Here is a 25995-nt window from a genome sequence, read left to right as displayed (position 1 = left end):
TTAAACTCGTATCAGGACGCGCTTACCGAGGGAGCCGACCGGATGGCACGGGAGATCTTCACCGAGGAGCACGAGGCGTTCCGCGCGATGGTCCGCGCCTTCCTCGCCAAGGAGGTGACGCCGCACCACGCCCAATGGGAGAAGGAGGGCATCGTCTCCCGCGACGTGTGGCTCGCCGCCGGCCGCCAGGGCCTCCTCGGCATCGAGATGCCCGAGGAGCACGGGGGCGGCGGCAACACCGACTACCGCTTCTACGTGGTCCTCAACGAGGAACTGGCGCGGGCCGGGGCGCACGGGCCGGGGTTCTCCGTCCACAACGACGTCAACGGCGGCTACCTGCGCCGCCTCTGCACCCCCGAGCAGCGGGCGCGCTGGCTGCCCGGCTACTGCTCCGGCGAGATCATCACCGGCATCGCGATGACCGAGCCCGCCGCCGGATCCGACCTCCAGGGCATCAGGACGACCGCGACCAGGGACGGCGACGACTACGTCCTGCACGGCTCCAAGACGTTCATCTCCAACGGCGTCCTGGCCGACCTGGTGATCGTCGCGGCGAAGACCGACCCGTCCGCCGGCGCGAAAGGCGTGAGCCTCCTCGTGGTGGAACGCGGCATGGACGGCTTCCAGCGCGGCCGCAACCTCGACAAGATCGGCCTCCACGCCCAGGACACGGCCGAACTGTTCTTCGACAACGTCCGCGTACCCAGCCGTAATCTCCTAGGCGAAGAGGGCAAGGGCTTCGTCTACCTGATGCAGAACCTCGTCCGCGAACGCCTGGCCATCGGCGTGAGCGCGCAGGCCGCCGCAGAGGAGATCTTCGAGCAGACCCTCGACTACAGCAGGACCCGCGAGGCGTTCGGCCGTCCGATCGGCAGGTTCCAGCACAACCGCTTCACCCTCGCCGAGATGAAGACCGAACTCGCCGTCACCCGAGCCTTCACCGACCAGTGCATAGCCAAAGAAGGCAAGGGCGAACTCGAAGCCGACGAGGCCGCCATGCTCAAGTACTGGAACACCGAACTCTGCAAGACGGTCGTCGACCGCTGCCTGCAACTCCACGGGGGCTACGGCTACATGACCGAGTATCCCGTGGCCAAGGCGTACCAGGACGTGCGCGTCCAGACCATCTACGGCGGCACCACGGAGATCATGAAAGAGATCATCGGCCGCGGCCTGGGCCTCTGACGGCTTGGGTCCCGGGCGATGGATCAGTCGCGGGGCGGGAGTTCCTGGACGTTCCACCCGTTGCCGTCGGGGTCCTTGAAGAAGACGAAGCGGCCCCAGGGGAACTCGTTGACCTCGCTGACCTCGACGCCCCGTCCCGCCAGCTCCGCCCGCGCGGCGTCGGCGTCGGCGACGACGAGCTGGAGCCCCTGGACGGAGCCGGGCGCCATGCCGTCCTCCAGGCCCGTGCCGATCGCGATCGAGCACGGCGACCCGGGCGGCGTGAGCTGCACGAACCGGATCTGCTCGTTCACCCGGTGGTCGTGGTCGGCGTTGAATCCGACCTTCTCGACGTAGAACGCCTTCGCGCGATCGACGTCGGAGACGGGCACCGTCACCAACTCAAGCCTGAAATCCACAGGTCCCCCCTGTTCAGCGCGTCGTGATCCTCGCCCGAGTCTCCCACCGCCGATCACCTGGACGCGCATCGCCCCCGGGGTCAGGAACCGAGCTGCCGCAGGACGTCGACCACCACGCCCGCGATCGTGCCGCCGGTTGCCGTGACCGCCACCGGTTCGCCTCCCCGCCGGACGAACTCCGCCAGCCAGGCGAACCTGCTCCGCTGGCGCTCGACCTCGGCGCGCAGGCGCGGCATGTCGGTCGGGTCGCCGCCCGCGTCCACGAGCCCCGCCTCCCGCAGAAGCGCGATCAGTTCGGCCAGGTCCCGCGCGGCGTCGTTGCGCGCGTGCTCGGAATAGACGATCTTGCCCTGCTTGTCACCCGACCCCGACTGGTTGATCTGGTCGCCCCCGACGAAGTTGTAGTCACCCATTGAGCACCTTTCCCCACTTGTTGCCCTCGCCCGACTGGTTGATCTGATCGCCGCCGACCATGTTCAGGTGGCCGATGTGCCATGTCTGGACGTGCGCGGGCGGATTCTCGATCGAGTTCACGATGAACCGGTGCAGTTCCACGACCGGCTCGCGCTGCTTGCCGGTGATGACGGCTATCGGAATCCCCGTCGTCTCCAACACCAGCGCCCACTGGGTCCGCCTCAGGGCGATGCGGATCGCCTGGTAGAGGTACCGGACGGCGAGCACCGCCGCGGCCAGCCCGGCCCAGTTCACCCACCCCGCATCGGACGTCGCGGTGTTCGCCGCCACCCCGGCCACGACCACCGCGATGACCGCGAGGATCATCTTCCAGAGCACGGACGAAATGGACCCGTATCCAAGATCCGGTTTCCAGTCCAGCACCTGCACGCGCGCGACGTTCCTCAGTTGGTAGACCTGGTAATCGGGGCCTATGGACAGGGTGTGCCTGTGCACCTCGATGACCTTAGGGTCCGGCTTCTTCGCCATAGGACGCCCCCGTCCGCTGAAGGACTGATGCCGGTGGAAATCGTAGCCACCTCCGGCGTCGGGCGGCCCCGTGCTTTCCCGGAAAGTGGCCCGATGGCCGGATCCGGAACCCGCCCCGAAGATCTGTAATGGTCATCATTTGGAAGAAGCCGCGAGCGGCGCTCCGCCGGACCTGCTTCTTGGACCACCATTCCCTTTGGAACCTCGCCCGCCAAGTGTTCGATGGTACGAACGAGGGAAGCCAATCGCGCGCTCTTCCGCAGGACGCAAAGGCGTTACCCGGTGCCGTCCCACATAGCCGATGTCAGGGCCGATCAAGCTGACGGCCAGGGTGAACAGCATGGCGCCGGCGAGCGTGACACCGATGACGACGAGAAAGAGGATCACAAATCCTCCTCGATCCTCCGCTGATCGGCGAGGGCCTCCTCGAACTCCTCGTAGGTGTCTTTCATGATCGTGGTGTGCAGGCCGCAGAACAGCTCCCGCCGCGTCAGCGGACGGCCGAGCCGCGTCGCCATGAAGCAGTCCATCGCCGGGATCCGGCGGATGTGCCACATGGGGTACTCCTGCTGAAGCCGCAGGCGTTCTTGATCGTCCATGGACGGGATTCCCTGTGAGATCGGTGTCCGGCATTTCACGGACGAGCCTCACAGCACGCGGTTACCCTGAGCTACGAACCGCTCACCCCCCACCGAGCACCCGAGCAGACGGCCCGACACCCGGGAGACACCCGATGCCACCCCAACGTGACACCAGCCCCTCCGCCTACCAGGAAGTGTTCGTCACCGAGTTGCGGGCACGGCGTGACATGGCGGGCCTCTCCCGCAACAGGCTCGCGGCGGCGCTCGGATGCACTCCGCAGTGGCTCGCCAAGGTGGAGACCTTCGAGAAGCCTCCGTCCGAGGGCCTGGCCGACGACCTCGACACCTACTTCCAGACAGGCGGCCTGTTCCGCCGCCTGTGGGAGAAGCACCAGGAGGCGCGTAAGCTGGGGCTGATTCCCAGCGGTTTTCAGCCGCTGATCGCCGCCGAGAAGCGCGCGGACGAGATCAGTGTCTACGAACCGGTACTCATCCCCGGATTGTTCCAGACCGACGAATACGCACGGCTCTTGTTCAGCGTGGGTCTGCGGCCGGACAAGGTGGATGAGCTCGTCGCGATCCGCATGGAGCGTCAGAAGGTCCTCGCGGGCTCCGAGTGTCCCGTGGTGTTCTCCCTGATCCGTGAAGCAGTCCTCCGCGATCTTCCCTCGGAGGTCCGCTCAGGGCAGTGCAAGCACTTGTTGGATTTGATGAGCCAACCTACGATCTGTATTCAGGTGCTTCCGGTGGACGCGCTCGTGTTTCACCCGGCGGGCTACCAGGTGCTCGGGTTCGACAAGGGGGCGGCTGTCGCCTACATGGAGGGAACGGGAGGCAACGGCCAGATGCTCACGGACCCGGTCGTCATCAGGAAGCTCTCCACATTGTTCAACATGGCGAGGGCTGAGGCGCTGCCCGGCGGAGAGTCGGCCTCCCTGATCCGCAGAATCATGCAGGAGGATAATTGAGCACGGCCTATCTCTCACCCGTATTCTGGCGCAAAAGTTCTCGCAGTGACCCTGAGGGCGGCAACTGCGTCGAGGTGGCCACGGGCGAGTCCGTCATCGCGCTGCGGGACTCGAAAGACCCCGAGGGGCCCAGGTTGGAGTTCGGGCGGCGGGCCTTCGGGGTGCTGGTGAGCGAGATCCGCGCCGGGCACTACGACCGGTAGGCAAAGCCCAGAGGCAAGCGAGGGCCCCGCGACCACGTCCGGTCGCGGGGCCCTCGGCGTTCGGGCGGGCCCGGGGCGTCCGGTGAGTGGGGCGGGTCTTGCGGGGGTGTCGTGGGGGTGTCGTGGAGTGCTCTGTGGCTGATGAATGATCGAACTGTGGCGCTTGGTAATTGTCGCCTCACGAAGGCGACAGGGTGAGTGGAACATCCGATCATGAGTGCCGGCCGGTGGGGTGATGCGAAGGCCCAGGTAATGGGGGTTGATCTTGCAGATCGGATCCACTTTACCAGCGCCGAGTCAGGTGATCCGGAAGATACTTATTAAGGATGCATAAAATCCGATTTGAGGTCAAGTGTGCCTAGCGTCCGTATCGGGCGATTGCTTGACCCATTGAATTATGCGGGATATAAAACATGCGAAAGCATCCACGAGGCGAGGGGCTCGCGTCATGGCGCTCAGGTTGATCGGTGGGTCCGGCTGCGGCAACGGACCGTGTCCCGCGGTGTACGAGACAGAGAACAACACGATCGTCGTGCAGGGCTTCGTGGTCGACCCGGAGAAGGTGGACCTTTCTCTTCCGCCAGGTGAGAGCGCCGTGGAGATCCCGCGCTACATCCTGGAGCGCGCGCTCGCCGCCGAGTGATCGCCGAGTTCGACGTACCCGTTCATCCAGGTCAGGAGATCTCTCATTATTCTGAACATGGAGCAGTTCGGGCGGTTCTTCGCGGAGTTCAAGTCGTCGGCGACCCGCATCGAGACCCTCGCTGCCTACTCCGTCCAGGAAGAGCGCGACAACTTCGCTCATTACCTCTCCGGCTCGCTACTCCCGCCTGGGCGGAACGAGGAGTGGGCGCGCAACATCCGTGACAGCGTCGCCGCGGGCAAGTACATGGGTCGTGTGCACATCATCGAGCACACGCTGACGCCGTACCTCCAGTTCGAGATCGACTGGTATTACGCGGTCAACGGCGCCGCCGGTGAGGACATCCGTTTCATCTTCCGCGAGGAGGTTCCCGACGTCGTCTACACCGACACCTGGCTGTTCGACGACGAGATCGTGGTCGACCTCAGCTATGACGACGCGGGAAAGCTGCTGTACGTCAACCAGAACGACGACCCGGAGCGGCTGAAGCAGGCGCGGACGGCTTGGCGGGAGTTCTACGACCGGTCGTTCCCGCTCGCCGACCTCCTGGCGAGGATCCGCGGCAACGAGCTGGCGGTGCCGCGCCGCTGACCGGTGCCTCACGGGTGGAGGTGGACGAATGCGCGCCGACGGGACGCGCCTCAGCACCGAGTTCGTGATCAACGACCAGGGGGCCGGCTACCCCCGCCGCACGGTCGAGACCTCGGCGAGCCAGGAAGATCTCAACACCCTCGTCCGGTCGGGTTACCTGGTCCTCAGGGGGCTGCTGGACGGTGCGATATCGGGTGTCCTCGCGCAGGCCGTGCTCCGGCTGGCGGAAGCCGAGGCCGACCGTCCCGAGGCCGAGAGCCTGCCGGGCGACAGCATCTACCTGCGGGCCCTGCTGGACAAGGACGAGGTGTTCCACCCCCTGCTCCGGCTCGAACCGCCGCTGTCGATCGCGCGGACGCTGCTCGGCCCGCAGGTCTGGGTCGACCTGGAGGCCCGGCTGAACCACGCGGGCCGTCCGGGCGTCGCGGTGCCGTGGCACGCCCACCTCCCAGTGGTTCCCGACCCTCTTCCCGTTCTCTTCAGCTACCCGCACCAGATCCACTGCCTCGTCTACCTGGACCGGATCACCGAGAAGGAGGGGGCTCTCTGCCTCCTTCCGGGCTCGCACCTTGCACGCGATCTGCGGATTCCGCTCGGTGACCAGAACGAGCGTCCCGGACAGGTCGAATTGTTCTTCGAGCCGGGCGACGCGGTGCTCATCCATGCCAATCTCTGGCATCGGACGGTCCCGTCCAGCGTTGACGCCGGATATCGACGCCTGCTGCTTCTCGGCTATGTCCCGTCCTGGGTGCGGTCGGACATCGGCCGCGGGGTGGTCGCGGAACGCCCCCTGAAGGCCGAACTCGCGCGCGACGCGGACGCCGAGACCAGGGAGCTCCTCGGCGAGTTCGAATGGTGACCTTCAGCCGTCGCTGATGCCGCCGCGCAGCGCTTCGGATCTTCGGAGCGCTTCGGCGAGGCGAGAGCACCGCGGGCGCGCCCGGTTCCGTCGCCATGGCCTGGCGGCTCGGTTCGCCCTCCCAGCGGAAGATCACGGCGGAGCGCCGAGTGGAGACGACCCTCCCGGGCCGGTGTTGCCCGGTGTCGATTTTTTGAACGTGTTCAATAGTTCGGTTAGGCTCTCGGGGGATGCCGGGAGGTGGCCTATGAAGGTTGTGATCCCTGGAGGGACCGGGCAGGTGGGCGGGGTCTTGAACCGGGCCCTCTCCGCCGCTGGTCACGAGGTCGTGGTGCTTACGCGGCGTCCTGCGCGTGAGGGTGAGGTGCGGTGGGACGGGGAGACGTTGGGTGCGTGGGCCGGGGAGGTCGATGGGGCCGATGTCGTCGTCAACCTGGCCGGGCGGAGCGTTAGTTGTCGTTATTCGCCGGTCACCCTGCGGGAGATGATGGATTCGCGTGTCCGGTCCACGCGGGTGGTGGGGGAGGCGATCGCGGCGGCGGCGCGGCCTCCCCGGGTCTGGTTGCAGATGAGCACCGCCACCGTCTACGCCCACCGGTTCGACGCGCCCAACGACGAGGGGACCGGCGTGATCGGGGGTGCGGAGCCCGGCGTCCCACGCTACTGGGCCTACAGCGTCGAGATCGCTAAGGCGTGGGAGCGGGAGCAGGAGCTGGCCGACACGCCCTCCACCCGCAAGGTCGCCCTGCGCTCGGCCATGGTGATGAGCCCCGACCGCGGCGGTGTCTTCGACGTGCTGCTGTGGCTCGCGCGGCTCGGGCTCGGCGGGCCGGTCGCGGGTGGTGCGCAGTACGTGTCGTGGATCCACGATCGTGATTTCGTCCGTGCCGTGGAGTTCCTGGTCGGTCGAGATGCTTTTGAGGGGCCGGTGAACCTCGCCGCTCCCGGGCCGCTGCCGCAGCGCGCGTTCATGCGCGCGCTGCGGGCCGCGTGGGGCGTCCCGCTGGGCCTTCCCGCGACGAGGGGCATGGCGGAGATCGGGGCGCTGGCGCTGCGCTCGGACACCGAGCTGCTGCTGAAGAGCCGCCGCGTCGTCCCGGGGCGCCTGGTCGAGGCGGGTTTCGCCTTCGAGCACCCCCGGTGGCCGGACGCGGCGGACGACCTCGTGCGGCGCGTGCGCACCCGCCGCAGGTCACGGCTCTACGCGGGTTAGCTTCTCGGGGTTGGCCACCGCGTAGATGCCGGCGACCTTGTCGCCCTCGGGGCTCAGGTCCAGGACCATGACGGCGAAGGGGGCGTCGTGCTCGAAGAGGACGGCGGACGGGTCGCCGTTGACGGTGCGGTAGCGGATCTCCAGGTCGCCGGGGGCCTGGACGGCGGTGCCGGTGATGATGCGGGCGACGCGTTCGCGGCCGGTCATCGGGCGGAGGGCGGCGGCCCTGGACTTGCCGCCGCCGTCGGTCCAGAGGGTGACGTCGGGGGCGAGGAGCTTGAGGAGGGCCTCCATGTCGCCGCCGAGGGCGGCGTGGAGGAACTGCTCGGTGACGCGGCGCTGGACGTCCGGGTCGGCCTGGTAGCGGGGGCGGCGGGCGTGGACGTGCTCGCGGGCGCGGTGGGCGAGTTGGCGGATCGCGGACGGGCTGCGGTCGAGGATGCCCGCGATCTCGGTGTGCGCGTAGCCGAAGACCTCGTGCAGGACGAAGACGGCGCGTTCGAGGGGCGTCAGCGTCTCCAGGACGACCAGCAGGGCCATCGAGACGGCCTCGGTGCGCTCGGCGCTCTCCTCGGCGCCCGGTTCGGCGACGAGGGGTTCGGGGAGCCAGGGGCCGACGTAGGTCTCGCGGCGGCGGCTGATGGCCGACTGGCGGGCGAGGGCGGTGTTGACGGCGATCCGGACGAGGTAGGCGCGCGGGTTCTCGACCTCGGGCCGGTCGCGGGCCGTCCATGCGAGCCAGGCGTCCTGGAGGACGTCCTCGGTGTCGGCGACGCTGCCGAGCAGGTTGTAGACGACCGAGAACAGCAGTTCGCGGTGGTCGGCGAACACCTCTGTCGCGGTGGCTTCCATGGGCGTTGACCTCCTGTGCGTTGTTCCCCCTTCTGAGGGGCCGGGAGCCCGGGAGTGTGACATGGGGCGGCGCCGTGTGACGTGAAACTCATTCTCCGGCGCGCTGTCACATGTGCGGTGTCCGGACCCTCATAGGTGCGAAACGGCATGAGGAGGGGGTCTGAATGAGCGAAATCGACGTCACGTTCATGTACGCCGTCCATGACGCGTTCCAACGCGATCTGGAGCGGCTCGCCGCGATGGCCGAGGGCGGGGACGCCTCAGGCGCGGCGGTCGAGGCGGGGTGGGAGCGCTTCAAGGCGTTCCTGCACGTCCATCACACGGCGGAGGACACGCACCTGTGGCCCGTCCTGCGGGCGAAGGGGGCGAGTCCGGCGGTTCTGGACCGGATGGAGGACGAGCACGCCGGGCTTGAGGCGCTGCTGGACGCCGTCGGCGGCGCGGTCGCGGCCGGGTCGGCGGAACAGCTCGCCGATGCGGCGCGGCTGCTGGCCGACGAGCTCGGCGACCACTGCGAGCACGAGGAGCAGGACGCGCTGCCGCTGGTCAAGGAGCTGCTCACGGTGCAGGAGTGGAAGGCGTTCGGCGCCGAGCAGCGCCACCAGGTGGGGAGCGCCGCCATGTTCTTCCCCTGGCTGCTGGACGGCGCGGACCCGGGCATGCGCCGCAAGGTCTTCGACGCGGTGCCGCCGCCCGTGCGCGTGCTGCACCGGTTCGTGTGGAGCCCCCGTTACCGTCGCGCGCCGCGCTGGCACGCGCCCCTGAGCGCCTGATCGGAGAACGACGATGGCAGAACCGTCCTTCCTCGCGACCGGCCGCGGCAAGCTCACGCTGACCTTGCTGTGCGCGGTCGCGTTCCTCGACTTCATCGACGCCTCGATCGTCAACGTGGCGCTGCCCGCGATCAGGAGCGATCTGGACTTCAGCGTCCAGGACCTGCAATGGGTGCCGTCGGGGTACCTGCTCACCTACGGCGGGTTCATGCTGCTCGGCGGGCGGCTCGCCGACCTGCTCGGACGCCGCCGGATCGTGCTCACCGGCACCGTGGTGTTCTCGCTGTCGTCGGTGTCCGGCGGGTTCGCGCAGGACCCGGCGATGCTGATCGGCTCGCGGCTCGCGCAGGGCGTCGGCGCCGCGCTGATGCTGCCCGGGACGCTGTCGATCCTCACGACGATGTTCAAGGAGGGCAAGGACCGCAACACGGCGCTCGGCGTGTGGGGCGGCGTCGCGGGCGGCGCGTCGGCGGCGGGCGTGCTGCTCGGCGGGCTGCTGACCGACGGCCCCGGCTGGCGCTGGGTGATGCTCGTCAACGTGCCCGTCTGCGCGGTGGTGGTCGTCGGGCTGCTCCTGCTCGTGGAGGGCGACCGGCGGAAGGCGCGGCTCGCGAACTTCGACTTCCTGGGCACCGTCCTGGTGACGGGCGCGATGCTGCTGCTGGTGTTCACGCTGGTCAAGGCGCCCGATGTCGGGTGGGGCGAGACGCGCACCATCGGCGGGCTCGGCGGGACGGCCGTGATGCTGGTGGCGTTCCTGTTCAACGAGCACCGGGGAAGCAACCCGCTGCTGCCGCTGTCGATCTTCCGGATCCGGGGGCTCGGCGCCGCCGACGTCGCGATGCTGGTCGCGGTGGCGGGCATCGCGTCGATGTTCTTCTACCTGAGCCTCTACATGGAGAACGTGCTCGGGTACTCGCCGCTGAAGACCGGCTCGGCGTACCTGCCGCTGTGCGCGGGGGTGGCGGTCGCCGCCGGGGCGGCGTCGCAGCTGATCCCGAGGGTCGGGTCCCGGCCGCTGATCATCGGCGGGATGCTGGTCTCCGGCGCGGGCGTCTACCTGCTGTCGCGCATCCCGGTGGACGGGTCCTACGTCAAGGACCTGCTGCCCGGCCTGCTGATCGCCTCGATCGGGCTCGGCCTGGTGTTCGTGGGGCTCACCACGGCCGCCAACGCCAACGTCCCGCCGGACCGGGCGGGCCTCGCCGCCGCGCTGCTCAACGCCTCGCAGCAGATCGGCGGGGCGATCGGGCTGGCGATCTTCTCCGCGGTCGCCACGGGCCGGACGAACGACCTGCTCGCCGACCACCGCCCGGCACCGGAGGCGCTGACCGGCGGCTTCTCCCGGGCGCTGCTGACCAGCAGCATCTTCCTGGTGGCCGCCGCGCTCGTCGGCCTGCGCGCCGCCAACTCGCGCGGCGAGGCGCACGACGCGCCGGTCGCGGCCGCCGTACCCGAGGCGGTCCCGAGCAAGTGAGCGCGTACGGGGCGCCCCCGGCGATCACTGGATGATGACGTGGTCGGTGGGGGCGTCCTCGTCCTTGGTCCAGCCGTCGTGGCCCGCGTCCGCCTGCCAGTGCCTGCCCGCGTAGCGGACCTCGGCCAGCCCGTAGACCTGCGCGTGCGTCACGGTCCACGCGGCGACCGCCCAGCCCGCGCGGGTGTTGGTCACCCGGACCCCGTCCCACTCGGGCGCGGCGCTCCTGGGCGCGTCCACCTGGAGGCGCCCGCCGAACGCGCGGCGCATCTCGCGGATCGCCTCCGCGCGGCGCGGCGCGGTCTTCTTGTCCGGCGGGTACCAGCAGCGCGCCGAGCCGGGCTCGCGGCCGGTGAACACGCGGGCGAGCAGCTTGCCGTCGGGCTCGTGCTGGGCGTAGGCGCGGCCGTCGGCGCTGCGCTGCACCCGCTGCGCGGAGTCGTGCAGGTCGCGGTCGAGGTAGTCCTTGACCTTCACGAGGGCGTCGAAGAACTTGCTCGTGGCCTGGACGGGGTCGCGGAGCTGCGCCGGCTTGCCCCAGCCCTGCGAGGGGCGCTGCTGGAACATGCCGACCGAATCGCGGTCGCCGCCCGGCAGGTTGCGGATGTGCGACTCCTGGATCGCGGTCGCGTAGGCGATCACCGTGGCGCGCTCGGGGAGCTGTTTGCGGAACGCCACCGCCGCGATCGTGGCGGCGTTGGCGGCCTGGTCGAGGTCCAGCGGCATCTTGCCCGCGGCGGCGCGCACCTCGCAGCCGGATCCGTGCAGGTAGGGGCGGGCGCGCTGGAACGCCGCGTAGCCGCCGACGACCACGGCGACCACGGCGATCGCGGAGACGACCGTCCACCGCCACGGGGGGCCGCCCCCACGGCCCCGCCCCTCCGCGGAACGCGCCTTCAACCTCGCCCAAACAGCCACGCGACGACGGTACCGGGAGATGGGCGGCAGTAAGCTCAAGGGCCATGACCGAAACGTTCACCAGCCCGATCTCCGGCGTCATCGACGAGCTGTGGGAGCGGCGCGCCGACCTGACGCCCGATGACGCCGACGCGCGCGCGGCCATCGTGGCCGCCGTCGACCAGCTCGACCTCGGCGAGGCCCGCGTCGCCGTCGTCGACCCCGCCTCCGACGAGGTGGTCGTCGACGAGCGGGCCAAGCGCGCGATCCTGCTGAGCTTCAAAGTCCTCGGCATGGTGCGTTCCCAGGTCGGCGACTTCCGCTACCACGACCGCATCCCGCTGAAGAGCCGGCTGGACGGCGTCCGCGTCGTCCCGGGCGCGATCGCCCGCTGGGGCTCCCACCTGGCGCCCGGCGTGGTGCTGATGCCCTCGTTCACCAACATCGGCGCCTACGTCGACTCGGGCACGATGGTCGACACGTGGGCGACCGTGGGGTCGTGCGCGCAGATCGGCAAGAACGTCCACCTGTCCGGCGGCGTCGGCATCGGCGGCGTGCTGGAGCCGCCGAACGCCAAGCCCGTGATCATCGAGGACGAGGCGATGATCGGCAGCCGCTCGATGATCGTCGAGGGGGCCCGGGTCGGGCGCGGCGCGATGGTCGGATCCGGCACGAACCTGTCGGCGTCCATGCCGGTCATCGACGTGGAGACGGGCGAGGAGATCAGCCGGGGCCGCATCCCCGACTGGTGCGTCGCGGTCGGCGGCACCCGCACCAAGGAGTTCGCCGGCGGGACGTTCGGGCTGCCCGCCGTCCTGATCCTCAAGCGGCTCGAAGAGGGCCGGCGGCACGACAAGTCGGCCCTCAACCAGATCCTGAGGGACCACGGCGTCAACGCCTGACGCCCGCCTCAGGCGGTCAGCCAGGCGCGCATGCGGGTCTCGCAGTCGGTGATCAGGGGGAGCTCCACGTATTCGTCCTTGGTGTGGGCGAGGGTGGGCTCTCCCGGCCCGAAGTTGACCGCGGGGACGCCGAGCTCGGAGAAGCGCGCCACGTCCGTCCAGCCGAGCTTGGCGCGGACCCGCGCCCCGGTGGCCGCGACGAACGCCTCCGCCGCCGGGTGGGTCAGCCCCGGCCGCGCCGCCGCCGCGCCGTCGATGATCTTCACCTCGAAGCCGGTGAACAGCGCGCGCGTGACCTCCTCGGCCTCCGCGAGCGACTTGTCGGGCGCGAACCGGTAGTTGACGGTGACGACGCACTCGTCCGGGACGACGTTCCCGGCGACGCCGCCGCGCACGAACACCGCGTTCATGGCCTCGCGGTACTCCAGCCCGTCCACCACCGGACGCGACGGCTCGTAGGCCCGCAGCACGTCGAGGACCCCCCCGGCGGCGTGGATCGCGTTCGAGCCCATCCAGGGCCGCGCGCTGTGCGCCCGCTCGCCGCGCGCGGTGACCTCGGCGCGCAGCGTCCCCTGGCAGCCGCCCTCGATCAGCCCGCCGGTCGGCTCCATCAGCACCGCGAAGTCGCCGCGGAGCAGTTCGGGACGCGTCGCCGACAGCCGCGTCAGCCCGTTGCGCTCGGCCTCGATCTCCTCGCACTCGTAGAAGACGTAGGTGATGTCGCGGGTCGGCGCGGTGAGCGCGGCGGCCAGCTTCAGCGCGACCGCGACGCCGCTCTTCATGTCGCTGGTCCCGCAGCCGTAGAGCCGGTCGCCCTCCACGCGCGAGGGCAGGTTGCCGTTCAGCGGGACGGTGTCGAGGTGACCTGCGAGAACGACCCGCTCGCCATGCCCGAGTTCCGTGCGCGCCACAACATTGTTGCCCTCGCGCAGCACCGTGAGGTGGGGGAGGGCGCGCAGCGCGTCCTCGACGGCGCCGGCGAGGGCCTTCTCCGCACCGCTCACCGATTCGATGTCGACGATCGCCGCCGTCAGGTCCGCCACGTCCGAGTACAGATCGAGCCCCATGCCCAAGTCCTATCATCGCCGTCGTGGAGATGCTCGAATGCGCCGTGCACTGGGCGGCGCCCAGCGACGATCCGGCGATGCGCGACCTGCTGGACGCGGCGGAGCGCGAGCGCTACGACCGGTTCCGCCGCCCGGCCGACCGGGCCCGCTTCGTCACCGGGCGGTTCCTCGCGCGCACCGTCCTCGCCGAGGTCACCGGGCTCGCCGAGGGCGACATCCGGTTCAGCACCCACTGCCCGCACTGCGGCGCGTCCCACGGCAAGCCCCGGCTGCCCGGCCACGGGGTGGACTTCTCCCTGTCCCACTCCGGCGACCGCGTCGTGCTCGCCGTCACCGAGGGCGCCGACATCGGCGTGGACGTGGAGCAGGAGAGCGACCGCGACATCGAGCGGCTCGCGGAGATGGTGCTGGCCGCCGCCGAGCGCGAGGCCCTCGCCGCGCTGCCGCCCGAGCGGCGCCGGAGCGCCTTCCACGCCTACTGGAGCCGCAAGGAGGCGATCCTGAAGGCCACCGGCCACGGGCTCGCCGCGTCGATGAGCGCGATCCGCCTCTCGCCCCCGGACGCCCCCGCCGAGGTGGTGGCCTGGGACGGCGAGGCCGCCGTGTCGCCCGTCCGGCTCGCGGACCTGTCGGCCGGGCCCGGCTACGCCGCGTCGCTGGCCGCGCTGACCGGCCGCCCGCTCAAGATCACCGAGCTGGGGCCCTGACTCAGGCGCGCATGCCCTTGAGGATCACCTCGGCGTAGATGTGGTGCCCGCCGGGGCCGGAGCGGGCGGTGGCCATGGCCAGGCCGCACATGAGCGACTGGAACTCGGTGAACCCGACGTCCGGGCGCAGCGTGCCCGCCGCGTGCGCGCGGTCGATCAGCTCGCCGACGTTGGCGCGCAGTTCGTGGTGGACGTTGTCGGGCGAGTCCAGCACGTTGACCATGTCGCCGTAGACCCTGCGCAGCCCCCGGTTGCGGACCATCACCTCGGAGCTGCTCCGGACGAACGCGGCGAGCGCGTCCCACGGGTCCTCCAGCAGGAGCGCCTTGGCCGCGTTGACCGCGCCGTCCTCCATCCACTGGTAGGTCAGCTCGTCGATCAGCGCCTTCTTGGTGGGGAAGTGCCGGTAGATCGTTCCGATGCCGACACCCGCGCGCCGGGCGATGTCCTCCATCTGGGCGGCGTCGCCGTGCTCCTCGAAGACCGCGCGCGCGGCGTCCAGGACGCGGCGCCGGTTGCGGCGGGCGTCGGCGCGCATGGGGCGCTCGTCGGTGGCGGACATCACCTCCAGTCAATCATGAATTGACAACCGGAATCCTGATTCCGTATCGTGCCCGAGCACAAGCGGAACCGGAATTCCTCTTCTACTCAGGAGTTGACGCCCATGCCGGGACGGCGCCGGGGGCTCGCCCTCGCCCTGCTCGTCACCGTCCAGTTCGTCCTTGTGCTGGACGCCTCGATCGTCAACGTCGCCCTGCCGTCCATCGGCCGCGAGCTGCGCTTCGACCAGGCCGACCTGTCCTGGGTCGGCAACGCCTACACGCTCGCCTTCGGCGGTTTCCTGCTGTTCGGCGGGCGGGTCGCCGACCTCGCCGGGCGCCGCCGGATGTTCGTCGCCGGGCTCGCCCTGTTCACGCTCGCCTCGCTCGGCGGCGGCCTCGCGGGCGGCGCGGGGCTGCTCGTCGCCGCCCGCGCCGTCCAGGGGCTCGGCGCCGCGCTGGCCGCCCCGGCCGCGCTGTCGCTGATCATGACGCTGTACGCGCCGGGGCCCGAGCGCAACCGCGCGCTCGGGCTGTTCGGCGCCGTCGCGGGCGCGGGCGGCGCGACCGGGTCGATCCTCGGCGGGCTGCTCACCGACCGGTTCGGCTGGGAGGCGGTGCTGTTCGTCAACGTGCCGATCGGCGCCGCCGCGCTCGCGCTCGCGCCGCTCCTGCTGCCCGAGGCGCGCGACACCGCCGTCCGCGGCTTCGACCTGCTCGGCGCCGCGACGGTCACCGGCGGCCTCGCGCTGCTCGTCTACACGCTCGTGGACGCGGGCGACGCCGGCTGGACCTCCGCCCGGACCTACGGGCTCGGCGGGGCCGCGCTGCTGCTGCTCGCGGCGTTCGTGCTGGTGGAGGCCCGCGTCCGGAACCCGCTCATGCCGCTGTCGACCTTCCGGAGCCGGGAGCTGAGCGGCGGCAACCTCGCCGCCGTCCTGATGACGATGGCCGTCTTCCCGATGTTCTACGTGATGACCCTCTACCTCCAGCAGGTCATGGACTACGGGCCGGTCAGGGCGGGGCTCGGGCAGCTCCCGGTCGCGGTGGCGATGGCCGCGGGCGCGGGCGCGGGGTCCGGGCTCGTCACGCGGTTCGGCCCGCGTGCCGCGTCGGCCGCCGGGCTGGCGGTCGCCGCGGCGGGCCTCGCGTGGTTCTCGCGGCTGTCGGCGCCCGGCGACTACTGGCAGGACGTCCTCGGCCCGTCCCTGGTGATGGGGCTCGGCGGCGGGACGGCGTTCGTCGCCGTCACGATCGCGGCCACCGCCGGGGCCTCCGCGCGGGAGTCGGGCCTCGCCTCCGGGCTCATCAACACCACCCAGCAGGTCGGCGGCGCGCTCGGCCTCGCGATCACCGTCGCGGTGTCCACCGCCGCCACCGAGGACGCGTTCGCCGCCGGGGAGCGGGTCCAGGCCGCGGCGCTCAACGAGGGCTTCCAGGACGGCATGCTCACCAGCGCCGCGCTCGCCCTGGTCGCGGTGCTCATCGCGCTGGTCCTGCCGCCCGAACGCCGGGTCCGAGCCGCGGTGGAGCCGGAGCCGGACGCGCCGCAGCCGGACGCGGCCGGGCTGAGGTAATTCGGCGGTTGGGGGAACCGGCACTTGGCTACCGTTAGGCGCATGACATCCGAAGTGAACCCCCCAGCGCGCCGGCAGGGGCCGGCGATGCTGCGCGGACGCGCCGTCCCGCAGACGACCACCGACCAGCGGCTGCTCGACGACCGCGGCAAGTCCGACTGGGTGCACGCCGACCCCTGGCGCGTGCTGCGCATCCAGGCGGAGTTCGTCGAGGGGTTCGGCCTGCTCGCGGAGCTGCCGAAGGCGGTCAGCGTCTTCGGCAGCGCCCGCACCAAGCCCGGCACGCCCGAGTACGAGCTGGCCGTGGACATCGGCGCCAGGCTGCACGAGGCCGGCTACGCGGTGATCACCGGCGGCGGGCCGGGGATCATGGAGGCCGCCAACAAGGGCTGCGACGAGAACGGCGGGCTGTCGGTCGGGCTCGGGATCGAGCTGCCGTTCGAGCAGAAGCTGAACGACCACATCGACATCGGGCTCGAATTCCGCTACTTCTTCGTCCGCAAGACCATGTTCGTCAAGTACAGCCAGGCGTTCGTGGTGCTCCCGGGCGGGTTCGGGACGCTGGACGAGCTGTTCGAGGCGATCACGCTCGTCCAGACCAAGAAGATCACCCGGTTCCCGATCGTGCTCGTCGGCACCGAGTTCTGGGGCGGCCTGATCGACTGGGTCAAGCAGACCATGCTGCCGTCGGCGAAGATCTCCCCCGAGGACATGGACCTGATCCACCTCACCGACGACCCCGACGAGGTCGTCCGGGTCATCGTCGACGCGCACCTGGAGGCCGAGCGGCGCATCCAGGAGGAGGCGGCGGTGGCCGAGGCCGCCGCCACGGGCGTGAGCGGCACCTGATGGCCCTCGCCGTCTGCGTGTTCTGCGCGTCCAGCAGCAAGATCGACAAGATCCACGTGGAGCTGGCCGAGCGGGTCGGCGCCGAGCTGGCCCGGCGCGGGCACAGCCTGGTCAGCGGCGGCGCCCAGGTGTCGTGCATGGGCGCCGTCGCCCGCGCCGCGCGGGCGGGCGGCGCCACGACCGTCGGGGTCATCCCCGAGGGCCTGGTCGACGTGGAGATCTCCGACGGGGACAACCACGAGCTGGTCGTCACCCCCGACATGCGCTCCCGCAAGGGCGAGATGGACCGCCGCAGCGACGCCTTCCTCGTCCTGCCCGGCGGGATCGGCACGCTGGAGGAGCTGTTCGAGATCTGGACGGCCCGCACCCTCGGCATGCACGACAAGCCCCTGGTGATCCTCGACCCGACCGGCGTCTACGAGCCGCTGCGCGCGCTGATGACCGGTCTGGTCGACCAGGGCCTCGCGCGCGCGAAGGTCTTCGACGCCGTCGGCTGGACGGCCTCGGTGGACGAGGCGTTCGACCTGCTGGAGCGGTCCCAGCCGCGCATCGAGGCCACCCCCGAGGACTACGCCGAGGCCGAGCTCTGACCGGGGCGCTCCGGCGGGGCGGATCCTGACCGTGCGCCCGCGGCGACCGTCCGTGCGCGAGTGCGCGCCGGACGGCGCCGCAGCCGCCTTCGGGACATCCGAAAGCAGGCCCAAAGCAGGCCCGATGCAAGATTGCCCTGGGGGTTTGCCGTTCGTCGGGCACTCGTTCACCTTCGGTTCAGGGGCGCGGACCAGGCTCCCGCGTGATCCCACCACGTGTTCCGAAGGAGTGCCCATGTCCGTGTCCCGTCGCGGTGTGGTGAAGGGCGGCGCCGCCGGCGCGCTGTCCATCGCCCTGGCCGGAAGCCTCGACTCGATCTTCCAGACCTCCGCGGGCGCCGATGTCGGCGAGGCCTACGGCTACGGCCCGCTGATCCCCGACCCGAAGGGCGTCCTGGACCTGCCCGAGGGCTTCTCGTACAAGACGCTGTCGGTGGAGGGCGAGTCCATCTCCGGCGGCGGCGTCGTCCCCGGCCACCACGACGGGACGGCGACCTTCCCGGGCAGCAAGCCGGACCGCACCCGCCTCGTCCGCAACCACGAGCAGAGCACCAACGGCACCCGCGCCGTCGCCCGTCCCGAGTGGACCTACGACCCGGCGGCCTGGGGCGGCACGACCACGCTGGAGGTCGACCGCGAGGGGACGCTGCTCTCCCAGTACGTGAGCCTCGCCGGCACCTCCACCAACTGCGCCGGCGGCCGCACCCCCTGGGGCACCTGGCTCACGTGCGAGGAGACCGAGGGCTTCTCGGCCCAGACCAAGACCCACGGCTGGGTCTTCGAGGTCGACCCGCACGGCAAGCGCACCAAGCCCGTCCCGCTGACCGGCCTCGGCCGGTTCGCCCACGAGGCCGTCGCCGTCGACCCGCACACGCTCACCGCCTACCTCACCGAGGACGCGGCGGGCCCGTTCGGCCTGTTCTACCGGTTCCGCCCCCGCGCGCACCGGGGCGACTACCACGCCTACGCGCAGGGCGGCCGGCTTGAGGCGCTGAACGTCCGGGGCGTCCCGGACCTGTCGATCGTGCAGGAGCCCGGCACCAAGCTGCACGCCCGCTGGGTGAAGGTCCCCGACCCGTCGGCGAAGGAGACCTCCGTCCGCAAGCAGTTCGACACGATCACGCGGAGCCAGAAGCTGGAGGGCGCGTGGTGGGGCCACGGGAAGGTGTACTTCGTGTGCAGCTTCTCGCACAAGTCCGACGGCGCCGCCGCCGAGCACGCCGGCCAGGTCTGGACCTACGACCCGAAGAGCAACCAGATCGAGCTCCAGCTCATCTTCAAGCCGGGCGGCCGGTTCGACGGCCCGGACAACATCACGGTCTCGCCCTACGGCGGCGGCGTGATCCTCGCCGAGGACGGCGACGGCGAGCAGTACCTCGTCGGCACCACCAAGAAGAACAAGCCGTTCGCGATGGCCCGCAACGCCCTCAACGGCAGCGAGTTCACCGGCGTCACGTTCTCGCCCGACGGCCGCGTCCTGTTCGCCAACCGCCAGTCCGACCCGGGCGCCACCTTCGCCATCACGGGCCCCTGGCACAAGCTGCGCGGCTGAGTCGCCCGTGACCCCGGTTTCCTGGGCCCGCTCCCCAGGAGAACCGGGGTTCCGTCAGGCCAGGCCGCGGCGGGCGGCGGCCGGGGGGCGGACGCCCTGGATGGAGGCGACCATGTCGACGACCTGGCGCACGGCGTCCGCCTGAGGCCCGGGGACGAGGAAGGCCCGCGCCCCGAGCCACGCGTAGACCGACGCGGCCGCGAGGAGGCCCGGGTCGGGTTCCGGCTCGTCCGACTCCAGCGTGACCAGGACCACACCGCCCGCCTCCGCCAGTTCCGCCACACGCGCCGCCGGAGGCGCGGCTCCCGCGTCGACCGCGCCCTCCGGAACGTCCGCTCCGGACGTCAGAACCCATCGCTCATGCAACCCCATGCCCCCAAGCGTGGCACGATCGGTCATGCGTGGACGTTGGGAGACGGTGACAGATCGGAGCGCGAACGTGGTTGTGGTCTTCGTCCTGGTCGGCGTCGCCGTGCTGGGCGCCGTCGTCGTCCTCGCCATGGGCCGGGGCGGCGAGCTGGCCGAGACCCATGCCGACCATCCGCCGCTCCCGCTGCCGGAGGGGCGCCAGCTCACCGCGTCGGAGGCGGCCCACCTGCGGCTTCCGCACGCCGCCTGGGGCTACCAGGTCACCGTCACCGACGAGGCGCTGCGCCGCCTGCGGGGCGCGCTGACCGAGCGCGACCTGCGGCTGGCCGTCCTGGAGCGGCAGCTCGACGACCTGCGCCGCCGCCTCGGCGAGCAGGAGCGGCCGGAGCGGATCGGCGCGCTGCACGGCATCCAGGAGCAGGTCGTCGCGAACAACGGCGCGCTGCGCGGCTCCGAGGACGGCGCGGCCGACGAGCCCGCCGGCGAGGAGGGCGCGTGAGCGCCGTCGCCGTCCACGCCGAGGCGGTCTCGGACGCCTCGCCCGAGCGCCTCTTCGAGGTCCTCACCGACTGGCCGAGGCACGCCGAGTGGATGCCGTTCACCAGCGCCGAGGGGGGCCATGAGGTCGGCGCCGACCTGCGCGCCTTCACGGGAGTCGGCCGGGCCGGGTTCCTCGACACGATGGTGGTCACCGACTGGCGGCCGGGGCGGCGGGTGGCCGTCCGGCACACCGGGCGGGTCGTGCGCGGCGAGGCGTGGTTCGAGGTCACCCCCTACGGGTCGGGCAGCCGTGTCGTGTGGGCCGAGCGCGTCGACCTGCCGCTCGGGCCCGCCGGGCGCGCGGGCTGGCTGCTGGCCGGGCCCGTCGTCCGCGCGTTCATGGGGCTCGGGCTGCGCCGCCTGGCCGCGCTGGCGGCCTCCTGACCCCGCCCGGCCGGTCGGATGTCGGTGGAATGAGGTAGAACGGTCCGGATGAGCACAGCGATCCGTGGCGAGGACGGGCTGGCGCGCTGCCCGTGGGGGCTGTCGGCGCCCGACTACATCGCCTACCACGACGAGGAGTGGGGCCGCCCCGTCCGCGACGACGCCGGCCTGTACGAGAGGCTGTGCCTGGAGGCGTTCCAGTCGGGCCTGTCCTGGCTGACGATCCTGCGCAAGCGCGAGGCGTTCCGCGCCGCCTTCCACGGTTTCGACATGGAGAAGGTCGCCGCGTTCGACGACGCCGACGTCGCCCGCCTGATGGGCGACGCCGGCATCGTCCGCAACCGCGCGAAGATCGACGCGGCGATCGGCAACGCCCGCGCCGCCCTCGACCTGCCCGGCGGCCTCGCCGCGACCGTGTGGCGCTACGCCGACCCCGGCGCGCCCGCCTACGCCGACATGGGCGACGTGCCCGCCTCCACCGAGGGCTCCAAGGCCCTCGCCAAGGAGCTCAAGCGGCACGGCTTCCGGTTCCTCGGCCCCACGACCGTCTACGCCCTGATGGAGGCGTGCGGGCTGGTCGACGACCACCTCGCCGGCTGCCACCGGCGCGGGGCCTACGCCTAGCGAGGTCGGTCCCCGCTAGTCCGCCTTGGTCGCCTCCAGGACGGGGATCCCGGCGGCCCGGCGCGCGGGCAGCGCGGAGGTGCCGAGCGTGATCGCGGCGGCCGCGCCGATGATCAGCAGGTACAGCCACCACGGCGCGGACGGCGTCAGGAACGAGCTCTGGGTCGCCACGTGCATGAGCGCGACGGTCCCGAACGCGGTGCCGATGCCGAGCAGGCCGCCCAGCAGCACGACGGTCGCGGCCTCCCACCGGACGATCGAGCGGACCTGCGCCATCGTCGCGCCGACCGCGCCGAGCAGCCCGAACTCGCGGGTGCGCTCGGCCACGCTCATCGACACCGTCGTCGCCATCCCGAACAGGGCGAGGACGAGCGCCATCCCGATGAAGCCGTAGATCACCCGCATGCCCTTGGTCATGGACTTCGACGCGGTCCTGACGTATCCGGCCTCGTCCATGACCTGCACGCCGGGGACGGCCGCGACCGCCTGCCCGATGGAGGCGGCCGTCCCGCCCCTGACGAGGACGGCCTGGGTCGCCGCGTCCGGGTCGAGCCGGTCCATGGTCGCGGGGGACACCAGCGCCTGGTCGGCGAACAGGTGGGACGGGTCGTGGTAGGCGCCCGCGACCGTCAGCCGCACCCGTCCCCGCGCGCCGCGCACGGTGATGCTCTGCCCCTTCCTGAGCTGGTTCGCCTTCAGCACGGCCGAGGTCACCCCGATCTCGCCGGTGCCGAGCGCCCGCAGGTGCCCGCCGAGGTCGAGGACGGACGGCAGCGCCGCCTGGTCCGCGCCGGTCACGGTCAGGTAGACCGGCTCCGGCGCCTCCTCGGGGGAGGGCGGCCGGGGCGGCGGGCTGACGAGCTTGGCGTCGGTCACGGTCAGCGGCACGGCGTGCGTGACGCCGGGGGCGCGGGCCGCGCGGGCCGCCACGTCCCGGGGGAGCGGGGCGGGGCCGTCGGAGGTCGTGCCGGTCGCGGCGACCGCGTGCCCGGCGACCATGACCTGCTTGCCCGCCTCCTCGAAGCGGGCGTCGGCCGACAGCACCATGAGCGCGGTCGTGGTGACCAGCGCGACGCCCAGCATGAGCGAGGAGGCGGCCGAGGAGACGCGGCGCGGGCTGCGGGTGATGGTGGCGCGGGCGAGCCGTCCGGACTCGCCGCTGACCGCCTGGCCGAGCCGTCCGACCAGCCCGCCGAGCGGGCCGACGAAGAACGGCGCGAGGACGGCCAGCCCGATCACCATGGTCATCGAGCCCATCAGGATCATCATCGCGACGCCGACGGCGCGGTCGGGGCCCGGCGGCTCCTCGGCCCTGACCGCGAACGTCAGCCCGTAGAACATCGCGGCGTGCGCGAGGATCACGGAGGCGCCGACGAGCCGGGGCCAGCGGCGGCCGCCGGTCTCGGCGGCGGTGGCGCGCAGCGCCTGCATCGGCGAGATCCCGGCGGCGCGGCGCGCGGCCCGCCAGGCGGCGAGTTGCGTGACGAGGATCCCGGCGGCGGCCGGGACGGCGAGCGCGACCCAGCCGAACTGGGCGTCGGCGGCGCTGATGTCGAAGCCGTCCTGCGCGAACAGGTGGGTGAGCAGGCCCGACACCGGGTAGCCGAGCAGCACCCCGAACGCCGAGGCGACCGCGCCGAGCACCAGCGCCTCGAACCTGATCAGCCGCTTGATCTGGCGCGGCGTCGCGCCGATCGCGCCGAGCAGCGCGAGCCGCCGGGTCCGCTGCCGGACGAGCGTGCCGAAGGTGTTCGCCACCACGAACAGCCCGACGAACACCGCGACCGACGACAGCATGCCGATCGCGCCGCCGATCGAGACGCCGCTGGACTTGTTGCTCGCCGACTCCCCGTGCCTGACCGACGCGGCAGTCTGGACGGTGACAGGGCAGTCTCGGGGGGTGTGGGGGGTCGTCCCCCCACAGGGAGGCGCCTCCCTCCGGCCGTGGGCGGTGAGGGCGCGGTTCAGGTCGTCCCGCAGCTTGGCGGGCGCGACGCCCGGCGCCGCCTTCACCCACACGCTCTGCCAGGCGCCGGCGGGCAGCCCCGCCGCCTGCCGGACGGTCTCGGGCGTGGCCAGCACCAGGTCGCCGCTCGCGACGGCGCTGTGCCCCTGGACGGTCGCCACCCCGACGACCGTCATCCGGCGCGTCTCGCGCGGCAGCGCCAGCGTGACCGGGTCGCCCGCGCCGACCTTGCCCGCGCGGGCGATGTGCCGGGTGACGACGACCTCACCCGGCGCGGCGGGCGCCCGGCCCGACTCCAGGTGGTAGGCGCTGAGCCGGCCGTCGGACGGCCAGGGCCGCAGCCGTGTCCGGCCGCCCGCGGGCGCGACCACCGGCCTGCCGCTCCGGCCCGCGGCCTGCGCCTCGACCATCGCGTCGCCGGAGACCGCGGCGACGCCCGGCACCCCGGCGACGCGCGCCAGGTCGACGCGGCCGTCCGGGGCCGAGTAGGCGTCGTCGGGGTCGGCCGAGCCGCCCTGCACCAGGACGTCCGCCCGCGCGTACTCGCTGGCGTCGCTGCCCGCGACCGCCTCCTGCGCGCGCAGCGTGAACTGGAGCGAGCCCGCGATCAGCCCGACGGAGAACATCGCCGCCAGCAGCGTGGCGATCAGGCGCATCCAGCCGTCGGCGAAGGAGCGCCGCGCGATGAGCCACATGCCGCTCAGCCCTCCATCCGGCGCATCACGGCGTGCACGCCGTCGATGGTGGGCGCGGCCAGCTCGTGGACGATCATCCCGTCCGCGAGGAACAGCACCCGGTCGGCGTGCGCGGCGGCGCCCGGGTCGTGCGTGACCATGATCACGGTCTGCCGGTAGTCGTCGACGGCCGTGCGCAGGAAGCCCAGCACCTCCGCGCCCGAGCGGGAGTCGAGGTTGCCGGTCGGCTCGTCGGCGAACAGCACCTCGGGACGGGTGAGCAGCGCCCGCGCCACCGCGACCCGCTGCTGCTGGCCGCCCGACAGCTCGCTCGGCCGGTGCGACAGCCGCCCCCGCAGCCCGAGCGCGTCCACGATCGTGTCGAACCACCGGCGGTCCGCGCGGCGGTTGCCGAGCCGCCCGGTGAGCCGGATGTTCTCCTCCGCCGTCAGCATCGGCAGCAGGTTGAACGACTGGAACACGAACCCGAGCCGGTCGCGGCGCAGCTTGGTCAGCCGCGTCCGGGACAGCCCGGTGATCTCCACGTCGCCGATCCGGACCGACCCGGAGGTCACCGTGTCGAGCCCGGCCAGGCAGTGCAGGAACGTCGACTTGCCCGACCCGGACGGGCCCATGATCGCGGTGAACTGGCCGCGGGCGAACACCGCCGAGACGCCGCGCAGCGCGGTCACGGCGCCGTCGCCCGTCCCGTAGGACTTCACGAGGTCGGTCGCGACGGCCACGGGACCGCCGAGCTGCGCCGCGTGGGGAGCGGCGGTTGTCTGTGTCATGCCTCAAGGCAACCGCGCGGACACCCCCGGCCACATTGGCGCGCACTCCAGAGTCCGGGGTGGGGACAACCCCACCCCGGGGCCGGTCAGCGGCCTTCGAAGGTCGGCCGCCGCTTGTTCAGGAACGCCTCGGTCGCGTTGTGGTGGTCGGCGGTCCGCTCGCACCGGTCCTGGAGGTCGGCCTCCAGCTCCAGCGCGGACGCGAGGTCGGCGGAGGCCGCGTGGTCGAGCGCCTCCTTCACCGCCGCGTAGGACGCGGTCGGCCCGGCCGCCAGGCGCCGCGCCAGCTCCACCGACGCCGGGGCCAGCTCGTCCGCCGGGACGACCCGGTGGACCAGCCCGATCTCCAGCGCCTCGGCGGCCTTCACGGGCTCGCCGAGCAGCAGCAGCTCGGCCGCCTTGGCGCGGCCGACGAGGCGCTGCAGCGTCCACGACATGCCGCTGTCGGGCGCCAGCCCGATCCCGGTGAACGCGGTCGCGAACCGGGCGGTCTCCGACGCGACGACCAGGTCGGAGGCGAACGCCAGCGAGGCGCCCGCGCCCGCCGCGACGCCGTTCACCGCCGCGACGACCGGCTTGGGCATGCGGGTGAGCGTCAGCACGATGGGGTTGTAGTGGCGGCGGACGGTGTCGTCCAGGCCCTTGCCCGCGGCCAGGTTGCCGGCGTGCTCGCGCAGGTCCTGACCTGCGCAGAAGGCGCGCCCCGCGCCGGTGATGACCACCGCGCGGGCGGCCTCGTCGGCGGCGGCGCGGCGCGCGGTCGCCAGCAGCGCCTCCTTCATCTCCTCCGTCAGCGAGTTCATCCCGTCCGGACGGTTGAGTGTGATAGTCGCCACACCCTCGGTGACGTCGTACAGCACGGTCTCTGGCATCGTCGCCCTCCCATCCGATGCGGATCCTTTCACAGCCGTCGCGGGCGCCCCGGGGGTCGCTCTGCCGATCTGGAGGCTGATCGTTACCACTTCGCGCCCGGAAGACGAGATAATGGACCACTACTGATGACGCGAATGCGACCGGCGGCCCCGCGGCCAACGGTGCCCGAGGCCCCCAGCGGCCCTAGGCAGGAAGGGGATGCACGCATGGCGGCGATGAAGCCGCGGACGGGAGACGGTCCGCTCGAAGTGACCAAGGAGGGGCGCGGAATCGTCATGCGGGTCCCGCTAGAGGGCGGCGGCCGCCTTGTGGTCGAGCTCTCCGCCGACGAGGCCAAGGAGCTCGGCGAGGCCCTCAAGGAAGTCGTGGGCTGACGGCCCGGCGCTCCCGGTCCTTTGGTGACGGTCCC

The 25995-nt window shown here is 71.7% G+C and carries 32 protein-coding genes; 19 read left to right on the top strand and 13 right to left on the bottom strand.

Annotated features, from left to right (window positions below; genetic code table 11):
* The first annotated feature begins 42 nt into the window (after positions 1–42).
* Positions 43–1185 (top strand): acyl-CoA dehydrogenase family protein, encoded by a 1143-nt coding sequence (locus KLI87_RS10725; protein ID WP_214616836.1) that lies wholly within the window; start codon positions 43–45, stop codon positions 1183–1185.
* 23 nt (positions 1186–1208) lie between these two features.
* On the opposite strand, the gene KLI87_RS10720 is transcribed toward KLI87_RS10725, so the two are convergent.
* The 5 genes from KLI87_RS10720 to KLI87_RS10700 form a co-directional block, all read right to left on the bottom strand.
* The gene (locus KLI87_RS10720) at positions 1209–1562 is read right to left on the bottom strand and encodes a glyoxalase superfamily protein (RefSeq protein ID WP_374225434.1); all 354 of its coding nucleotides are present in this window, start codon (positions 1560–1562) and stop codon (positions 1209–1211) included.
* A gap of 101 nt (positions 1563–1663) precedes the next feature.
* Positions 1664–1996, bottom strand: coding sequence for a hypothetical protein (locus KLI87_RS10715; protein ID WP_156218961.1), 333 nt, complete (start codon positions 1994–1996; stop codon positions 1664–1666).
* Complete coding sequence (locus KLI87_RS10710; protein WP_214616834.1) at positions 1989–2492, bottom strand: DUF6232 family protein; 504 nt, start codon at positions 2490–2492, stop codon at positions 1989–1991. Before KLI87_RS10710 ends, KLI87_RS10715 begins: the two co-directional genes overlap by 8 nt.
* A 168-nt stretch (positions 2493–2660) precedes the next feature.
* Entirely contained in the window at positions 2661–2912 is a 252-nt protein-coding gene (locus tag KLI87_RS10705) for a hypothetical protein (RefSeq protein ID WP_214616833.1), read from the bottom strand.
* Positions 2909–3124 (bottom strand): hypothetical protein, encoded by a 216-nt coding sequence (locus KLI87_RS10700; protein ID WP_156218958.1) that lies wholly within the window; start codon positions 3122–3124, stop codon positions 2909–2911. The genes KLI87_RS10705 and KLI87_RS10700 overlap by 4 nt, the downstream gene beginning before the upstream one ends.
* 134 nt (positions 3125–3258) lie before the next feature.
* On the opposite strand from KLI87_RS10700, the gene KLI87_RS10695 reads away from it, so the two are divergent.
* The 6 genes from KLI87_RS10695 (at position 3259) to KLI87_RS10670 (ending at position 7583) form a co-directional block, all read left to right on the top strand.
* Entirely contained in the window at positions 3259–4074 is an 816-nt protein-coding gene (locus tag KLI87_RS10695; protein WP_214616832.1) for a helix-turn-helix transcriptional regulator, read from the top strand.
* Positions 4071–4277, top strand: coding sequence for a DUF397 domain-containing protein (locus KLI87_RS10690; protein ID WP_214616831.1), 207 nt, complete (start codon positions 4071–4073; stop codon positions 4275–4277). Before KLI87_RS10695 ends, KLI87_RS10690 begins: the two co-directional genes overlap by 4 nt.
* A 502-nt stretch (positions 4278–4779) precedes the next feature.
* Positions 4780–4920, top strand: coding sequence for a hypothetical protein (locus KLI87_RS10685; RefSeq protein ID WP_250903737.1), 141 nt, complete (start codon positions 4780–4782; stop codon positions 4918–4920).
* A gap of 57 nt (positions 4921–4977) precedes the next feature.
* A complete protein-coding gene (locus tag KLI87_RS10680) occupies positions 4978–5511 on the top strand; it encodes a DUF6879 family protein (RefSeq protein ID WP_214616829.1) in 534 nt (177 codons plus the stop codon).
* 28 nt (positions 5512–5539) lie between these two features.
* Positions 5540–6370 (top strand): phytanoyl-CoA dioxygenase family protein, encoded by an 831-nt coding sequence (locus KLI87_RS10675; protein ID WP_214616828.1) that lies wholly within the window; start codon positions 5540–5542, stop codon positions 6368–6370.
* Positions 6371–6386: 16 nt separating this feature from the next.
* Positions 6387–7583: a DUF1731 domain-containing protein gene (locus KLI87_RS10670; RefSeq protein ID WP_308165949.1), complete on the top strand. Its 1197-nt coding sequence runs from the start codon at positions 6387–6389 to the stop codon at positions 7581–7583.
* Here KLI87_RS10670 and sigJ read toward each other — a convergent pair.
* Positions 7563–8435: an RNA polymerase sigma factor SigJ gene (gene sigJ / locus KLI87_RS10665; protein WP_214616826.1), complete on the bottom strand. Its 873-nt coding sequence runs from the start codon at positions 8433–8435 to the stop codon at positions 7563–7565. The genes KLI87_RS10670 and sigJ overlap by 21 nt on opposite strands.
* A gap of 164 nt (positions 8436–8599) precedes the next feature.
* On the opposite strand from sigJ, the gene KLI87_RS10660 reads away from it, so the two are divergent.
* Entirely contained in the window at positions 8600–9208 is a 609-nt protein-coding gene (locus KLI87_RS10660) for a hemerythrin domain-containing protein (protein ID WP_214616825.1), read from the top strand.
* Between the two features lie 13 nt (positions 9209–9221).
* Entirely contained in the window at positions 9222–10685 is a 1464-nt protein-coding gene (locus tag KLI87_RS10655) for an MFS transporter (protein ID WP_214616824.1), read from the top strand.
* Between the two features lie 24 nt (positions 10686–10709).
* On the opposite strand, the gene KLI87_RS10650 is transcribed toward KLI87_RS10655, so the two are convergent.
* A complete protein-coding gene (locus tag KLI87_RS10650) occupies positions 10710–11603 on the bottom strand; it encodes a hypothetical protein (protein ID WP_308165948.1) in 894 nt (297 codons plus the stop codon).
* Between the two features lie 44 nt (positions 11604–11647).
* On the opposite strand from KLI87_RS10650, the gene KLI87_RS10645 reads away from it, so the two are divergent.
* Positions 11648–12484, top strand: a complete 837-nt coding sequence (locus tag KLI87_RS10645) for a 2,3,4,5-tetrahydropyridine-2,6-dicarboxylate N-succinyltransferase (protein WP_156218948.1) — start codon at positions 11648–11650, stop codon at positions 12482–12484.
* A gap of 8 nt (positions 12485–12492) precedes the next feature.
* Here KLI87_RS10645 and dapE read toward each other — a convergent pair whose 3' ends face one another.
* Positions 12493–13551: a succinyl-diaminopimelate desuccinylase gene (gene dapE / locus KLI87_RS10640; RefSeq protein WP_214616823.1), complete on the bottom strand. Its 1059-nt coding sequence runs from the start codon at positions 13549–13551 to the stop codon at positions 12493–12495.
* A gap of 29 nt (positions 13552–13580) precedes the next feature.
* Between dapE and KLI87_RS10635 the strand changes: the two genes are divergently transcribed.
* A complete protein-coding gene (locus tag KLI87_RS10635) occupies positions 13581–14258 on the top strand; it encodes a 4'-phosphopantetheinyl transferase superfamily protein (protein WP_250903797.1) in 678 nt (225 codons plus the stop codon).
* 1 nt (position 14259) lies between these two features.
* Here the strand turns inward: KLI87_RS10635 and KLI87_RS10630 are convergent, their stop codons facing one another.
* Positions 14260–14820, bottom strand: coding sequence for a TetR/AcrR family transcriptional regulator (locus KLI87_RS10630; RefSeq protein WP_156218946.1), 561 nt, complete (start codon positions 14818–14820; stop codon positions 14260–14262).
* A gap of 102 nt (positions 14821–14922) precedes the next feature.
* On the opposite strand from KLI87_RS10630, the gene KLI87_RS10625 reads away from it, so the two are divergent.
* The 4 genes from KLI87_RS10625 (at position 14923) to KLI87_RS10610 (ending at position 19365) form a co-directional block, all read left to right on the top strand.
* Positions 14923–16374: an MFS transporter gene (locus tag KLI87_RS10625; protein WP_214616822.1), complete on the top strand. Its 1452-nt coding sequence runs from the start codon at positions 14923–14925 to the stop codon at positions 16372–16374.
* Positions 16375–16416: 42 nt separating this feature from the next.
* The gene (locus KLI87_RS10620; protein WP_214616821.1) at positions 16417–17223 is read left to right on the top strand and encodes a TIGR00730 family Rossman fold protein; all 807 of its coding nucleotides are present in this window, start codon (positions 16417–16419) and stop codon (positions 17221–17223) included.
* Positions 17223–17813, top strand: a complete 591-nt coding sequence (locus KLI87_RS10615; protein ID WP_156218944.1) for a TIGR00730 family Rossman fold protein — start codon at positions 17223–17225, stop codon at positions 17811–17813. The genes KLI87_RS10620 and KLI87_RS10615 overlap by 1 nt, the downstream gene beginning before the upstream one ends.
* 235 nt (positions 17814–18048) lie before the next feature.
* Entirely contained in the window at positions 18049–19365 is a 1317-nt protein-coding gene (locus tag KLI87_RS10610; protein ID WP_156218943.1) for an alkaline phosphatase PhoX, read from the top strand.
* A gap of 54 nt (positions 19366–19419) precedes the next feature.
* On the opposite strand, the gene KLI87_RS10605 is transcribed toward KLI87_RS10610, so the two are convergent.
* A complete protein-coding gene (locus KLI87_RS10605; protein WP_156218942.1) occupies positions 19420–19737 on the bottom strand; it encodes a hypothetical protein in 318 nt (105 codons plus the stop codon).
* A gap of 67 nt (positions 19738–19804) precedes the next feature.
* On the opposite strand from KLI87_RS10605, the gene KLI87_RS41475 reads away from it, so the two are divergent.
* Genes KLI87_RS41475 through KLI87_RS10595 form a run of 3 tightly spaced genes read left to right on the top strand, consistent with a single transcriptional unit; the run spans position 19805 to position 21282 of the window.
* On the top strand, positions 19805–20233 hold the full coding sequence (locus tag KLI87_RS41475; RefSeq protein ID WP_308165947.1) for a hypothetical protein: 429 nt from the start codon (positions 19805–19807) through the stop codon (positions 20231–20233).
* Positions 20230–20658, top strand: a complete 429-nt coding sequence (locus tag KLI87_RS41470; RefSeq protein WP_308165945.1) for an SRPBCC family protein — start codon at positions 20230–20232, stop codon at positions 20656–20658. Before KLI87_RS41475 ends, KLI87_RS41470 begins: the two co-directional genes overlap by 4 nt.
* A 48-nt stretch (positions 20659–20706) precedes the next feature.
* Positions 20707–21282 (top strand): DNA-3-methyladenine glycosylase I, encoded by a 576-nt coding sequence (locus tag KLI87_RS10595; RefSeq protein WP_214616820.1) that lies wholly within the window; start codon positions 20707–20709, stop codon positions 21280–21282.
* A 15-nt stretch (positions 21283–21297) separates the two neighbouring features.
* On the opposite strand, the gene KLI87_RS10590 is transcribed toward KLI87_RS10595, so the two are convergent.
* The 3 genes from KLI87_RS10590 to KLI87_RS10580 all read right to left on the bottom strand — a co-directional run bounded on the left by KLI87_RS10590 (position 21298) and on the right by KLI87_RS10580 (position 25585).
* Positions 21298–23943 carry an FtsX-like permease family protein gene (locus KLI87_RS10590; protein ID WP_214616819.1) on the bottom strand — a complete coding sequence of 882 codons (2646 nt, stop codon included), beginning with the start codon at positions 23941–23943 and terminating at the stop codon, positions 21298–21300.
* A 5-nt stretch (positions 23944–23948) separates the two neighbouring features.
* Positions 23949–24713: an ABC transporter ATP-binding protein gene (locus KLI87_RS10585; RefSeq protein ID WP_156218939.1), complete on the bottom strand. Its 765-nt coding sequence runs from the start codon at positions 24711–24713 to the stop codon at positions 23949–23951.
* Positions 24714–24799: 86 nt separating this feature from the next.
* Positions 24800–25585, bottom strand: a complete 786-nt coding sequence (locus KLI87_RS10580) for an enoyl-CoA hydratase-related protein (protein WP_214616818.1) — start codon at positions 25583–25585, stop codon at positions 24800–24802.
* A gap of 207 nt (positions 25586–25792) precedes the next feature.
* Here KLI87_RS10580 and KLI87_RS10575 point away from each other — a divergent pair, with 207 nt between their 5' ends.
* Entirely contained in the window at positions 25793–25960 is a 168-nt protein-coding gene (locus KLI87_RS10575; protein ID WP_075022250.1) for a DUF3117 domain-containing protein, read from the top strand.
* The last annotated feature ends 35 nt before the right edge of the window (positions 25961–25995 follow it).

This window comes from Actinomadura sp. NEAU-AAG7, from assembly GCF_018603865.1.
Taxonomy (GTDB): Bacteria; Actinomycetota; Actinomycetes; order Streptosporangiales; family Streptosporangiaceae; genus Spirillospora; species Spirillospora litoris.
The sequence above is the reverse complement of the archived record's forward strand: the minus strand, read 5'-3'. Positions and strand labels throughout refer to the sequence as shown.

Coding starts and splice junctions, on each gene's coding strand:
- KLI87_RS10635 (WP_250903797.1), top strand. CDS start 13,581: ATGCTCGAATGCGCCGTGCACTGGGCGGCGCCCAGCGACGATCCGGCG.
- sigJ (WP_214616826.1), bottom strand. CDS start 8,435: ATGGAAGCCACCGCGACAGAGGTGTTCGCCGACCACCGCGAACTGCTG.
- dapE (WP_214616823.1), bottom strand. CDS start 13,551: ATGGGGCTCGATCTGTACTCGGACGTGGCGGACCTGACGGCGGCGATC.
- KLI87_RS10670 (WP_308165949.1), top strand. CDS start 6,387: ATGCCGCCGCGCAGCGCTTCGGATCTTCGGAGCGCTTCGGCGAGGCGA.
- KLI87_RS10655 (WP_214616824.1), top strand. CDS start 9,222: ATGGCAGAACCGTCCTTCCTCGCGACCGGCCGCGGCAAGCTCACGCTG.
- KLI87_RS10630 (WP_156218946.1), bottom strand. CDS start 14,820: ATGTCCGCCACCGACGAGCGCCCCATGCGCGCCGACGCCCGCCGCAAC.
- KLI87_RS10660 (WP_214616825.1), top strand. CDS start 8,600: ATGAGCGAAATCGACGTCACGTTCATGTACGCCGTCCATGACGCGTTC.
- KLI87_RS10620 (WP_214616821.1), top strand. CDS start 16,417: ATGACATCCGAAGTGAACCCCCCAGCGCGCCGGCAGGGGCCGGCGATG.
- KLI87_RS10625 (WP_214616822.1), top strand. CDS start 14,923: ATGCCGGGACGGCGCCGGGGGCTCGCCCTCGCCCTGCTCGTCACCGTC.
- KLI87_RS10590 (WP_214616819.1), bottom strand. CDS start 23,943: ATGTGGCTCATCGCGCGGCGCTCCTTCGCCGACGGCTGGATGCGCCTG.
- KLI87_RS10595 (WP_214616820.1), top strand. CDS start 20,707: ATGAGCACAGCGATCCGTGGCGAGGACGGGCTGGCGCGCTGCCCGTGG.
- KLI87_RS10645 (WP_156218948.1), top strand. CDS start 11,648: ATGACCGAAACGTTCACCAGCCCGATCTCCGGCGTCATCGACGAGCTG.
- KLI87_RS10575 (WP_075022250.1), top strand. CDS start 25,793: ATGGCGGCGATGAAGCCGCGGACGGGAGACGGTCCGCTCGAAGTGACC.
- KLI87_RS10610 (WP_156218943.1), top strand. CDS start 18,049: ATGTCCGTGTCCCGTCGCGGTGTGGTGAAGGGCGGCGCCGCCGGCGCG.
- KLI87_RS10700 (WP_156218958.1), bottom strand. CDS start 3,124: ATGGACGATCAAGAACGCCTGCGGCTTCAGCAGGAGTACCCCATGTGG.
- KLI87_RS10615 (WP_156218944.1), top strand. CDS start 17,223: ATGGCCCTCGCCGTCTGCGTGTTCTGCGCGTCCAGCAGCAAGATCGAC.
- KLI87_RS10725 (WP_214616836.1), top strand. CDS start 43: ATGGCACGGGAGATCTTCACCGAGGAGCACGAGGCGTTCCGCGCGATG.
- KLI87_RS10675 (WP_214616828.1), top strand. CDS start 5,540: ATGCGCGCCGACGGGACGCGCCTCAGCACCGAGTTCGTGATCAACGAC.
- KLI87_RS10580 (WP_214616818.1), bottom strand. CDS start 25,585: ATGCCAGAGACCGTGCTGTACGACGTCACCGAGGGTGTGGCGACTATC.
- KLI87_RS10585 (WP_156218939.1), bottom strand. CDS start 24,713: ATGACACAGACAACCGCCGCTCCCCACGCGGCGCAGCTCGGCGGTCCC.
- KLI87_RS10605 (WP_156218942.1), bottom strand. CDS start 19,737: ATGGGGTTGCATGAGCGATGGGTTCTGACGTCCGGAGCGGACGTTCCG.
- KLI87_RS10680 (WP_214616829.1), top strand. CDS start 4,978: ATGGAGCAGTTCGGGCGGTTCTTCGCGGAGTTCAAGTCGTCGGCGACC.
- KLI87_RS10695 (WP_214616832.1), top strand. CDS start 3,259: ATGCCACCCCAACGTGACACCAGCCCCTCCGCCTACCAGGAAGTGTTC.
- KLI87_RS10715 (WP_156218961.1), bottom strand. CDS start 1,996: ATGGGTGACTACAACTTCGTCGGGGGCGACCAGATCAACCAGTCGGGG.